Raw genomic sequence first — 10,302 nt, 5'->3', positions numbered from 1 at the left:
CAAAATTAAACGGCCTCAGTCCAATGGAATTCAGGACGAAGGCCGCTTGATTGACTTTTATTTTTTGTACTGTCTACTTGACGGGGGGCTGTTCAGCAGCAAGTCACTCCCTCTTCGATTGAGTTCTTTACACTATAAAGTTCAACTATGGTTATGGTCCCCTTACTCTTCGTCCCGCCCATAATTGGACACGAGCAGCGCGAATTGCTTGGCAAGGAATTGCGGCGTATATCGCATATCGCTGCGCAGCCAAGACACGATCGTGCCGATCAGCGCGGAAGAGCCGTACCAGATTGCGATATCCTTCTGTATGCCTGCCCGCACGAGGTAGGAGTCGTTCCCCTGGCTCTCGATCCGGGTGGTTATGGCATCCACGAGCAGTCTCTTCAGCCGGTCCGTGAAGATGACAGGCGTTCGCTTCGAGGCAAGGATGACTTTATAGAACTTGGCGTGCTCCGCTATATGCTCTAGCAAGCTTACCAGTCTTAGCCAGTGTATCTCCCTGTCGGTCGCCTGATCGTAGACTCCCTTGTTCAATACCTCCTGCCACTCCTCCACCATCTCGTCGGCCATCTTCTCCATCATATCCGGTATATCTCGGTAATGCAGGTAGAAGGTGACGCGATTGATCGTTGCGCGCTCGGCGATTTTGTTCACCGATATTTTCTCAATATCCATCTCCTGCATGAGATCGATAAAAGCGTCCTTCAACAATTGCCGCGTTCGAAGGATTCGCGGATCTGTACGAGGTTTTGTTGGGTCGGTCATCGTTCGTCCACTCCTAAAACAATCAATTTACAATAAATCAATCATCTGTAGAACATCTCAAGTTTAAGCGACAGATATTAAGTAAAGTGTTAACTAAGTTACATACCCGCTACTATCCGTCGCTTGTAGAATCCAACTTTCTGACTATAATCTAATTTATACAATGTAAATTATCTTACACATTGTAAATTAAGTCTAGAGATATTATGGAGAGGATGGAGCAAGGTGAGTACAAACTCCAACACAGCCGCTAGCTCGCTCAAAAAGGGCCCGATCTTGTTCGTCATGATCTTGGGCGCCTTTCTGGCCACATTGAATCAGACGGTCATGAGCGTTGCCACGCCGGAGCTAATGGAAGACTTTAGCATAACCGCGGCGACGGCCCAATGGCTCACGACCGGTTATTTGCTCGTGAACGGGGTACTGATCCCGATTACCGCTTATCTCATGCAGCGGTTTACGACAAGACAGCTTTTCCAGACATCGATGATCATCTTCATGATCGGAACCATCATATCGGCGCTCGCTGGCAGCTTCGAAGTGCTGCTGACGGGCCGGATGGTTCAAGCTGCAGGCGCAGGTATCATTATGCCGCTGCTCATGAATGTCATTCTGACGCTATTCCCGCCGGAGAAACGCGGCGCGGCGATGGGCATGATGGGCTTCGCGATTATTTTCGCCCCGGCTATAGGCCCTACGCTTGCCGGTTATCTGCTTGAGAACTACGCATGGGAAACCATGTTCTACGGCATGATTCCGTTCGCGGCCGTCTGTATCATCTGCGGATTTATTTATCTGCGCAATGTCGGGGAACAGACTAAAGCCAAAGTCGACTTGGTCAGCGTACTGCTGTCGACGGTCGGTTTCGGCGCCGTGCTGTATGGCTTCAGTTCAGCCGGCAGTAAAGGTTGGTCCAGCGCAGAGGTCATCTGGACCATCATCGTAGGCTTGCTTTCCTTAGTCTTGTTCACGTGGAAGCAGCTCGTCTCGCGTAATCCGCTGCTCGACCTGCGTGCATTCAAGTACAACATGTTCTCGCTCACGACGATCATCAGTATCGCCGTCACGATGGTCATGTATGCAGATATGATGCTGCTCCCGCTCTACCTGCAAAATGCCCGCGGCTATACCGCGTTGGAATCCGGCTTGCTCCTGCTTCCCGGCGCCCTCGTCATGGGCTTCCTGATGCCGGTTGCCGGCCGTCTGTTCGATCGCTTCGGCGCCAAATGGCTTGCGGTCATCGGCCTTGTTATTACGATCGCCACGACGATCGGTTTCGTCGATCTGTCGGATTCGACCAGCTACACATACCTTGTGCTTATGTCCACTGGCCGCCGCATCGGGATGGCGCTGCTCTTGATGCCGATTCAGACCGCGGGTCTCAATCAGCTGCCGAACCGGCTTAACGCCCATGGCACCGCGATCTCCAATACGATCCGGCAAGTCGCCGGCGCTGTCGGCACTTCGCTCTTGGTCACCGTCATGACGAGCCAGACGAAGTCGCATATGCAAGACATGATGGCTTCGGGTTCCACCGATACGCAAGAACATATGATCATGGAAGCTACGATCCAAGGCATCAACGACGCTTATATGGTCATCGTCGGCATCGGCGTGATCGGCCTCGTACTCTCCTTCTTCATCAAGAAAGTGAAGCAGGCCACAGAAGGCGATTCCAAAGCTGATCTTGCGAAGAGAACAGCATTGAAGGAAGCTTAACATTCGGTCCTTGCTCCTGATTCGTTCCATCGTGCGTACGTGAAAGATGAAACAAACAACATACAACAACATACCGATAACAATGTACAACTAACATTGCTATCAAACAAAAAGCCGCCATTCCCTTAACCGGGATGGCGGCTTTGTTCATCCTTTATTGCTTCGCAAGGAACGCGTCGATCTGCGCTTGCAGCTCTTGCTGTACCTTCTCGAGCCCTGCTGCTTTCAGCTGCTTGTTAAGCTCTGCGAGGCCTTTATCGATATCTTTCACTACGCCGTATTCCAGCGGCAGCGCGTAACGCACCATCACGTTGCCGAGGTTCGCGATCTCCGACTTCACCTTGCTGTTGTCGAAGACGAACGTTTCCAGCGGGTAGTGGTAGACTTGCTTCTCCCACTTGGCGACCAGGTCGGAGGCTTCCTTCGGGAACGCTTCGTTGTCGCGATTGAGCGGCGAGTTGAAGCTCCAGTTCGAGAAGCCGGTGTAGTTCGAATTTTTGTCCGTCGACTTGTACAGGTTATCGCCGACAGGCTCATAGTGGACGCCTTGTATGCCGTACATGATCAGGTCATGCAGTTCCTTGTCGTTCTGCAGCAGATCAAGGACCATCAACGCCCGCTCCGGGTGTTTGCTCGTCGCATGGATGGACGTGCCGTTCTGCGTCGAGATCGCGATCGATTTGGCTTTATCCGGGTTGATGTCGGCCAATGCGACTTCGTAAGGGGAGTTCTCTTGCTGCAGTTGCGTGATAAGCGAACCGAGCGTGCCGTTGTTATGCGTGATGGACGCCGTACGGCCAGACTTGAATTCCGCCTGATGATCGTCCTTGCTGTTCAGCGCGTTCTTCGGCCAAGCATTGTTGTCTGCCAGATCCTTGTAGTACGTCAGCAGATTCTTGAACTCTTCCGTTTCATACACGTTGAACACTTTACCTGTCGCGTCCGAGAGCTTGAAAGCGAACGGCATATCCAGATCGAACATGTTCCATTCGTTCTCCTGCTTGAGCAGGATGCGGTCCAGGTTGTGGTATTTCCAATCGCCGGTCTCCGGCGTGAATGGCGTGACGCCTTTCTCGTTCGCGGCAATCGTCTTCAAGTAGTTCGCATACGCTTCCGGGCTGTCGATGGCCGGCAGATTGTACTTCTTACGCAGGTCCTCACGGTACAGAATCAGTTTCTCGACCGATTCGCCGCGGTTCTGCGGAACCATGTACAGCTTGCCGTTTACCTTCGCCTGATCCCAGCTCACCTGCGGCATCGCGGCCAGCGTTTGCGGCATATACGTGCTGATCATGTCTTCGGTGATTTCCAGGAAACCGCCTTTCAGCGACTGATCGTTATATCCTGCCCAGTTCGCGGAATAGATCAGGTCGAAGTCTTCGTCAGCCGCCAGCTTAAGCGGATACTTCTGCGCCCAATCCGACCAGTCGAGGAATTCGCCTTCGAGCGTCGCATTGACCTTTTCCTTCAGCTTCTTGTTCAGCTCTGCGAAGACGGCGTCATAATCGGCCGGCTTCGGGCCGACGAAAATCATTTTGAGCTTCACTTCTTCGGATGTATCGATCCCGCTTCCATTCCCGGAATCTGCCGGCGCATTGGCTGGCTCTGTCGTCTCCGCCGTTTGGTTATTCTCAGTTGCCTGTGCATTGTTCGTGTTCGCATTGTTACCTCCGCAGGCGCTAAGCACCGCGACCATCATCATGACGAAGGTTAGCAACAACAATCTGCTTTTCTTTAGCATCGCTTTATTTCCCCCTAATGCTTCCATAATGAGAAACTACGTACATCCACTCGCTGCCTAATGTTTGCGCTTTCATCTTCTGTACATTCTCATTATAAGAAACATCGGCGCGCCGCTAAATTAAGCCAAGCAACGAAATGTAATACTAATTCAATGATTTCGATAAGCGCTTTCATTTCAGTCGAATAAAAAAACCTCCCTGAAGGAAGGTTTGTGATGAGTATCGTTCCGTTAGGGCCAATTGGACGGCTTGTCCAATCCGGTTACCGGCAGCTTATCCTTGTCTTTCGCTATAGGTCTTGAAGTTGTCTAGAATCGCCTGCCAGCCTGCCTGCTGCATCTCAACGGGATTCGTGCCTTCCGCTTCAAAGGCTTCAACGACTTTCGTATCGTTCCCCTGCGCGATGAACGTGATCGTAACCGTGCGCCCATCCCCTATCGTGTAAGCGATCAGCTCATGAGTTCTGACCTCATCGTAGATGCCTTCAAAGTCAAAGCCGAAGCTGCCGTCCTTCGCCTCCATGCGTGTCAGGAACTTGCCGCCGGCTCTCAGATCATTCTCGGCTCTCGGCGCATGCCATTCCTCGGAAGCTTGATTCCATTGCGTAATGTGCTGAGGCTCCGTCCAATACGTCCAAACATGTTCAACAGGTGCATGAACCGTGGCTTCCACCGTAATCACTGTCTTATTGCCTGTTTCCAAGTTAATTACCGCCTCACATCATAGATTGGAATTCAATGTTAATTATAACCAACCGCAGTAGGGCATTCAATTCATTTCCTTCTTGTCTTTGAGGCCAAATGAGAGGAACGATGTTGCTTTGATTGTAAAATATGACAGTTATCACTACTAGTGCCATACCGCCTCAAGTAAGATGAAGATATCTAATCCATGAGGTGAGCGAGAATGAATGGATACAACCTATACGTTATTATCGCAGCTATAGCAGCGTTGGTGTTGTGGAGAAGAACGAGGAGTATGTACCGCCCAATACGAGGCAACGGCATTCGACTATTGGTACCGATGATCTTCATCCTTCCTGGTCTTGCGTTAGTGAATAACCCCGAGGTCAATGAGCCGGCGTGGGCTTTGGCGTTAGCCTTCGGACTAGGAGCGGCGTTCTCGATCCCTCTGATTTGGACGACCAACTACGAGGTGAGAGAAGACAACAACATCTATGCCCAGAAAAATTGGGGCTTTATCGTAGCCTTTCTAGGGGTATTGATCATTAGGGTTGTTTTGCGGCAGGTGTTAACCGATATTGAACCCCAAGATTTGATGGCACTGTTTATGATGGTGGCTTTCGGCTATCTGATCCCTTGGCGGCTCGTGTCATTCATTAAGTTCCGGCGGCTGGTCAGCCAGACCGATACGTTTCGGCGAACAGGTAGCAATCCGAAGTAGCTGCATGTTTGGGCAAGTTAACCGTACAGACCAAAAAGTAACCCGCTGCGGAGGCGGGTTCAAGGTCTTTTACATATCTGCGGCCAAGCCTTTCAGATATTCCGCATGGCGGCGAACCTCATTGATCCCCAGCGGGGCGCCGTGACCCAAATGAAAGGTTCGGTGTCCGGATGAGAGAAGTCGCAGCAGTTCCTCCGCTACCCTATGGGGATCGTCTTCGAAGGGCGGACGGATCGCGTGGTTTTTCCTCATGATTCCCCCGATCAGGACGCCTGAGGCGACAAGATCGCCCACCAAAGCCTCTTTCGATTCCAATGCGATCGAAATGGAGCCCAAGGTATGCCCTGGCGTATGCGTAATCGTACCGGGTACGCCGAACCGCTGCAAATCGATAGCCCGTTCTCCCGAAACGAGTACATCGGGCGTGAATCCTTCATAGGGCTTGAGGATGAATCCCGTTTTGTAGAACAATCGGGCAAACCGTCCTGTCGGGCAAAAGGTCATCTCCTCCTCTCGGCTGTAATGCTTGGCATCGCCTTCATGGGCGAGTATGGGCGCGCCCGTAAGTTCTCTTAATCTGGCCGCGCTGCCAGCATGATCGACATGAGCATGGGTGATAACGATGAGCTTAACGTCCTTGAAGGTCATCTTCTCTTTCGCCAGCGCTCTTCCAATTTTTCGCTCGGATCCCGGTACACCCGCATCGACCAGGACGCAGCCATCCGGTCCAATCAACAGATGAGCGTTCACCATATGCATCGGAAGAATGGGAATGCGGACAATTTTCACTTCATTCATCAGGGAGCCCCTCCTATAAAAAACCGAACCGTTCGGTTTTTTATAGGATACCAATTATTTCGCGAATACGCTATAGCAATGTTAAAATAAAAACAATTCTATCATCATGAGTACGGAGGTTTACGTTCATGCGTAAAGGTGAGAAAACGCGCCTGCATATTATTGAGAAAACAGCCGGCCTGTTTAATCAGAAAGGGTATGCCGGTTCTTCGATACAGGACATCATGGAGGTCACCGGATTGACCAAAGGCGCTGTTTACCGGACGTTTTCCGGGAAAGACGAAATCGCAATGGAAGCGTTCGACTATGCTTCCCGCATGCTGATGGAGCTTTTCTTGCAAGCGGCCGAGACAGCCGATTCGGCGGTCGACAAGATCATGGCGGTATGCGCGGTGCACAAAGATCCTGTCAACGCTCCCCCGATCGAGGGAGGATGCCCTTTGCTGAACACCGCGGTGGAAGCTGATGACGGCTATCTTCCGCTTAGAGAGAAAGCGGTAGCCGCGCATGGCCATTTCATTTTGTTTATTCAAAGCCTATTGGACAAGGGTGTCGCGAGTGGAGAGCTGTCCTCGGATCTCAATTCGGAAGCTCTAGCGTCATTCGTGGTGTCTTCGTTGGAAGGAGGCGTCATGGCGAGCCGGCTAACCCGGAACAACGCGCACATCGGATTCGTGATCCAGCAGATTAGGCTTGTGCTTACGGCGTATCGGGCAACATCACCCATACAAGGCGAGCCACTTGTTAACGCAGACTAACAACGAAAGCATCCTCGCAATGCGAGGATGCTTGTCTCCTTATAGATCTGTGAGTTGCAAGATGGCCTGCCTACTTCTTATCCCTGATCTCGCTAAGTGTCTGCTCAATGCCGACCTTTCACAATAAAATAGCCCGCATCTCTGCGGGACCAAATCGTGCTATATGCTTAACATCGGCTTAGCACGCATATTTGGTTTAATCCAGCACCTGCGCCAATTCAAACAAATTCCCCCACGGATCGGCGAAAAAAGCAAGACGGCGATGAATGGCCTCGAGATTAAAGGGTTCTCCGATTAGCGCAACCCCATTTGATTTCAAATACGCAATCGATTGATCGACGTCGCCTACAGTCATGCAGAGATGATGGTATCCGGCTTTGTGCATGCTGCTATTCACATCCGTATAGACGACAGCCTCATCCACAACTCCGTCCCCGATAATCTCCAGGCAGAAAGAATCGTCATGAGGGGGAGCGATATAAGCTAGGCGCAGGTCTCCGAACGGCCATTCTTGAATGACGCGAAAGCCCAGTTTTTCCACATACCAATTTTTTGCCTCCTCATAATCCGGTACGCGGACCGCGATATGATGACCTTTCAGCGAGGCGATCGGATTGGCAGTTTCATTCTTTTGCCAATGGGTAGAGTCGGACATGTTTATTCCTCCTTAGGTTCAATAAACTCGAATTCGACTTGAAGACATGTATAAATGTACCAGATCGCTGTACGTTATACTTTGTTCGCAAGCCCAGAATCGTTGTTCATTTAGCCCAGTGCAGCGCATCAAACCTTTGGCGATTGTTTGAGCGAGGAAGGCGAGCACCCGAATTTCAGCTTAAACATCTTGGAGAAGTGCGAGACGTTCTCAAAACCCGTTCTGAAGCAAACCTCCGTTACCGACAAGGAAGAGCAGATGAGCATGTCTTTAGCGAGATCTAATCGACGGTTGCGGATCCATTGAAGCGGAGAGGTATTATAGATCGCTTGAAAATCGCGTTTGAAGGAGGACAAGCTCCGTCCGGACAGGTAGGCGAGATCGTTCAAGCTGACGGGATTCGTAATATTCGCCTCAATGACGTCCTTGATGCTCTTGCGGGCTTGACGTTTCATCTGCGATAGCTCGAATAGGAAAATATCATTTCGCTCCGCAATGCCAAATAATAATTCCAACAACTTCACTTTAACCAATCCGTCCCGAATCCGCCCCGGTTCATGGAGGTAAGGTTTCAACGACTCCAGGTAGCTGAAGAGTGCAGCATCCATCGTGTGAACAGATACCGGGGCCTGTATCGCGGCGGCTGTAGGCGGGATCGATCCGGCGAGTTGGATGAACTCGTTAATGAGCTCGTCTTTCAACAAGAACATCATATAGTTCAATACATAATCGGAATCAGGTTCCCCGCTTTTTTCATAATGGATGGCAATGGATTTATGGACCAGTACCATTTCATGCTTATGCACCGTATGCACCTCAGCGCCAAACCGCACAGTATACTTCCCTTCCAGGACGAATAACAGCATATGGTCCTCTAAGAACAGCGTGCCCGCAGCGCCAGTCGTCCGTGTACAAGACTCAATGGCAGTCAGTCCATTCATGGTCAATATTTTTTGTTGGTGGGTGGATGTTTTGGCTAGAGATTGAGGTATTTTTGTCCATCTGTCAGGCGGTGCAGCCAATGCGCATTACTCCTTAAGGAATCGATTTATGCCGCGATATTTACCAATATGTTGATATTCTAACAAACGCTATCCATTACCTTCAATCGAAATCGTCTATGAAAATGAAGTCTTTCAGACTATACAATTCTCGCAATGAATCGGGTATGCTTGGATGGATTATGACATTAATGGAAGGGACTGTATTCGTTGAACAAGAAGTGGATCATTACCGGAGGCGCGGCTATATTCCTATTGAGTTCCAGCGCAGGCGTATATGCGGGTGCGAATTTGCAGCCAATCAAAGCATTCCTGGATTCCTCCATGAAATTCAAAGTAAACGGCAAACCATTCCAACCGCAAAACGAGAAAGGTGCGGTTATCGCCCCTATCATCTATAACGGGAGCACCTACTTGCCTGTACGGGCGGTGTCCGGCGCGCTTGGCGTAGCGGTCGAGTATGATGCCAAGAATAATACGGTGCTGCTGGGCGAGAAACTCGACGGCATTCCGATCGCCGATAGCGCTAGCTCCAGTCATCGGACCAAAGACCCTCAGTTAACGACCTATAACGGCAAAGACTATAAAGATGTTTACTTCAACAATGCATCGGGTACCCGCGGGGCAAGTTTCATGCTCTATCCGGAGGGGAAATATCAGAAGCTTTACCTTCAAGCCGCTGCTATAGGTGAAGATATCGAAGAGTTCTTCGTCCAGGATTCCGATACGGACATCAAGCTCAAAATCGACAGCATCGCGGTATCGGAAGGGATGAAAACCTTCGAAATCGACATCAGCGGCGTAGATGCGCTCTTCATTCATGCCGATGTGGAGGACGGCGGAAGCCTCTTCGTTCCGCTCACGACCTCTTACTACAAATAAACCTGTCCTTCATAGAGGACAACCAGCTGATCTCCGTCTAATTCGGGGATCATTTTTTATGAGCAACTACTCCATCGCATTTCGAATGACAACGCTCTTGTCCTGGACCTTATAGTAACGGTTATATTGCTCTTCCTTCTTTTCGATGACGAACCAATCGTCACTGCGCTCAATCCGATCCTTACTCTGCGTAAAATCCCCTGCCTGCCTGTCTAACGTGACATCCAGCACCACTTGGTCGTCTTTCACGAACACCAACTGATGAAGAAGATCATCCGTCAATTCATCTGGATCCCATTTCGACCCGACTGCCTTCTCCATGTCAGCGCTTGGTGTGTAGGGACGGAACATATACATGTAATCCCATTCGAACGTGGCGACATCCGTCATTTGAAAAGTACTCTTGGTTCGAATGACCTCACCCAAGTTCATCATAAAGACTTCAAGATTGGCCTTCCTCTCGCTAGATTCTCTGTATGCAGGAATGACGAATAGCAGTAAAACGACCAACCCGATGATCGCCACTACCCATGCAGGGCTAATCTTCACATCTTTACCCCCAGATTCCACCATTT

The 10,302-nt window shown here is 50.4% G+C and carries 11 protein-coding genes; 4 read left to right on the top strand and 7 right to left on the bottom strand.

Annotated features, from left to right (window positions below):
• Positions 1-162 precede the first annotated feature (162 nt).
• On the bottom strand, positions 163-768 hold the full coding sequence (locus FHS18_RS22595) for a TetR/AcrR family transcriptional regulator (protein ID WP_183602635.1): 606 nt from the start codon (positions 766-768) through the stop codon (positions 163-165).
• A 285-nt stretch (positions 769-1,053) separates the two neighbouring features.
• Between FHS18_RS22595 and FHS18_RS22590 the strand changes: the two genes are divergently transcribed.
• Positions 1,054-2,487, top strand: a complete 1,434-nt coding sequence (locus tag FHS18_RS22590; protein ID WP_183602648.1) for a DHA2 family efflux MFS transporter permease subunit — start codon at positions 1,054-1,056, stop codon at positions 2,485-2,487.
• A gap of 154 nt (positions 2,488-2,641) precedes the next feature.
• Here the strand turns inward: FHS18_RS22590 and FHS18_RS22585 are convergent, their stop codons facing one another.
• Complete coding sequence (locus FHS18_RS22585) at positions 2,642-4,228, bottom strand: ABC transporter substrate-binding protein (RefSeq protein WP_183602634.1); 1,587 nt, start codon at positions 4,226-4,228, stop codon at positions 2,642-2,644.
• Positions 4,229-4,502: 274 nt separating this feature from the next.
• Positions 4,503-4,931, bottom strand: coding sequence for an SRPBCC family protein (locus FHS18_RS22580; protein ID WP_183602633.1), 429 nt, complete (start codon positions 4,929-4,931; stop codon positions 4,503-4,505).
• A gap of 204 nt (positions 4,932-5,135) precedes the next feature.
• On the opposite strand from FHS18_RS22580, the gene FHS18_RS22575 reads away from it, so the two are divergent.
• Positions 5,136-5,633 (top strand): CcdC family protein, encoded by a 498-nt coding sequence (locus tag FHS18_RS22575; protein ID WP_183602632.1) that lies wholly within the window; start codon positions 5,136-5,138, stop codon positions 5,631-5,633.
• 69 nt (positions 5,634-5,702) lie between these two features.
• Here the strand turns inward: FHS18_RS22575 and FHS18_RS22570 are convergent, their stop codons facing one another.
• The gene (locus FHS18_RS22570) at positions 5,703-6,431 is read right to left on the bottom strand and encodes an MBL fold metallo-hydrolase (RefSeq protein WP_183602631.1); all 729 of its coding nucleotides are present in this window, start codon (positions 6,429-6,431) and stop codon (positions 5,703-5,705) included.
• Positions 6,432-6,559: 128 nt separating this feature from the next.
• Here FHS18_RS22570 and FHS18_RS22565 point away from each other — a divergent pair, with 128 nt between their 5' ends.
• Complete coding sequence (locus FHS18_RS22565; RefSeq protein WP_183602630.1) at positions 6,560-7,189, top strand: TetR/AcrR family transcriptional regulator; 630 nt, start codon at positions 6,560-6,562, stop codon at positions 7,187-7,189.
• A 196-nt stretch (positions 7,190-7,385) separates the two neighbouring features.
• On the opposite strand, the gene FHS18_RS22560 is transcribed toward FHS18_RS22565, so the two are convergent.
• Together FHS18_RS22560 and FHS18_RS22555 are read right to left on the bottom strand one after the other, a co-directional pair.
• Positions 7,386-7,844: a VOC family protein gene (locus tag FHS18_RS22560; protein ID WP_183602629.1), complete on the bottom strand. Its 459-nt coding sequence runs from the start codon at positions 7,842-7,844 to the stop codon at positions 7,386-7,388.
• A 128-nt stretch (positions 7,845-7,972) separates the two neighbouring features.
• Positions 7,973-8,785 (bottom strand): helix-turn-helix domain-containing protein, encoded by an 813-nt coding sequence (locus FHS18_RS22555; protein WP_183602628.1) that lies wholly within the window; start codon positions 8,783-8,785, stop codon positions 7,973-7,975.
• Between the two features lie 270 nt (positions 8,786-9,055).
• Here FHS18_RS22555 and FHS18_RS22550 point away from each other — a divergent pair, with 270 nt between their 5' ends.
• A complete protein-coding gene (locus FHS18_RS22550; protein ID WP_246427839.1) occupies positions 9,056-9,727 on the top strand; it encodes a stalk domain-containing protein in 672 nt (223 codons plus the stop codon).
• A gap of 66 nt (positions 9,728-9,793) precedes the next feature.
• Here the strand turns inward: FHS18_RS22550 and FHS18_RS22545 are convergent, their stop codons facing one another.
• The gene (locus FHS18_RS22545; RefSeq protein WP_183602627.1) at positions 9,794-10,276 is read right to left on the bottom strand and encodes a hypothetical protein; all 483 of its coding nucleotides are present in this window, start codon (positions 10,274-10,276) and stop codon (positions 9,794-9,796) included.
• Between the last annotated feature and the right edge of the window lie 26 nt (positions 10,277-10,302).

The organism is Paenibacillus phyllosphaerae, assembly GCF_014192105.1.
In the GTDB taxonomy this organism is placed as follows: domain Bacteria; phylum Bacillota; class Bacilli; order Paenibacillales; family Paenibacillaceae; genus Paenibacillus_Z; species Paenibacillus_Z phyllosphaerae.
The sequence above is the reverse complement of the archived record's forward strand: the minus strand, read 5'-3'. Positions and strand labels throughout refer to the sequence as shown.

Bases quoted from the DNA above. Each gene is read 5' to 3' on its own strand.
- FHS18_RS22565 (WP_183602630.1), top strand. From the start codon at position 6,560: ATGCGTAAAGGTGAGAAAACGCGCCTGCATATTATTGAGAAAACAGCC.
- FHS18_RS22590 (WP_183602648.1), top strand. From the start codon at position 1,054: ATGATCTTGGGCGCCTTTCTGGCCACATTGAATCAGACGGTCATGAGC.
- FHS18_RS22570 (WP_183602631.1), bottom strand. From the start codon at position 6,431: ATGAATGAAGTGAAAATTGTCCGCATTCCCATTCTTCCGATGCATATG.
- FHS18_RS22585 (WP_183602634.1), bottom strand. From the start codon at position 4,228: ATGCTAAAGAAAAGCAGATTGTTGTTGCTAACCTTCGTCATGATGATG.
- FHS18_RS22595 (WP_183602635.1), bottom strand. From the start codon at position 768: ATGACCGACCCAACAAAACCTCGTACAGATCCGCGAATCCTTCGAACG.
- FHS18_RS22560 (WP_183602629.1), bottom strand. From the start codon at position 7,844: ATGTCCGACTCTACCCATTGGCAAAAGAATGAAACTGCCAATCCGATC.
- FHS18_RS22575 (WP_183602632.1), top strand. From the start codon at position 5,136: ATGAATGGATACAACCTATACGTTATTATCGCAGCTATAGCAGCGTTG.
- FHS18_RS22555 (WP_183602628.1), bottom strand. From the start codon at position 8,785: ATGAATGGACTGACTGCCATTGAGTCTTGTACACGGACGACTGGCGCT.